Source organism: Parabacteroides sp. AM58-2XD (assembly GCF_003463685.1).
Classification (GTDB): domain Bacteria; phylum Bacteroidota; class Bacteroidia; order Bacteroidales; family Tannerellaceae; genus Parabacteroides; species Parabacteroides segnis.
Map to the genome: position 1 here is coordinate 1 of NZ_QSDP01000251.1, position 853 is coordinate 853.

Below are 853 nucleotides of genomic sequence, written 5' to 3' on the forward strand. Positions count from 1 at the left end.
CAACTCACGGTCCATACGGACCACGTCCCAACGGTATTTTTCAGGATGCTTGCGATCCATTATATAGTTTAAAACACAAACTACATACACACGGTTCACAGCATAGTTCTAGCGAAGCAACTTCGTCTCTGCCTTACAACCATTCTTTGCTTCCTGTTCCAACGCCCGCTCCAACTGTTCTTTTGCGTAAGTAGCCTGTTGCTGGATAGCAAAGGAGGCGTAATAAATCATTTTAAACCCGATATCGGAAAAGGGATTGATAAACTTCTCCTTTAACAGAATTAATTCTTCTTCCATAGTTAAGTATATTTTATGGTTATGTTCGCTACCGCCTTGATAGCGTAACTGTTCTGCAAATATAGGGATTCTTTTTGATGAATACAAAACGCCTCTTGAAAATATAGTTTATACCAACTTCTTGGAGCCAGTAAAAATAGAAACAGGCGATCTATATCAGGTCGCCTGCTATAGATATTAATGTATAGTAACTACAAGGCTTGTATCTCGGATTCGGTCAGGCCGGTGGCTTTCATAATAGATTGCATATCCATGCCGAGTTGTTTGAGGCGGAGGGCGACTTCACGAATGCCTTCTTTGATACCCTCGAATTTACCTTTTTCCATACCTTTTTCCATACCTTCCTCATACTTCGTTTCCATGCAGGCATACAGGTCGCGTTCGGTGGAGAGGCTTAGCTCGTATTCCAAACGTTCGTCAGGGGTCATACGTTCGATTTCCACAATACTTTTCAGCTTCTGGAAAATCTGTTCGTTCAATTCCTTGGGTAATCGTGCCATGATCTCTATATTGTTTAGTACATATAAAAATTTCTTGTATAACGTATCGCATTCCG

The 853-nt window shown here is 41.0% G+C and carries 1 protein-coding gene and 1 pseudogene; both read right to left on the reverse strand.

What is annotated here, in order from left to right:
- Positions 1-108: 108 nt before the first annotated feature.
- Positions 109-297 carry a hypothetical protein gene (locus tag DXA15_RS25115; protein ID WP_128135853.1) on the reverse strand — a complete coding sequence of 63 codons (189 nt, stop codon included), beginning with the start codon at positions 295-297 and terminating at the stop codon, positions 109-111.
- A gap of 191 nt (positions 298-488) precedes the next feature.
- Positions 489-853, reverse strand: a pseudogene (locus tag DXA15_RS25120) (hypothetical protein); the annotation flags it as partial.

Coding starts and splice junctions, on each gene's coding strand:
- DXA15_RS25115 (WP_128135853.1), bottom strand. CDS start 297: ATGGAAGAAGAATTAATTCTGTTAAAGGAGAAGTTTATCAATCCCTTT.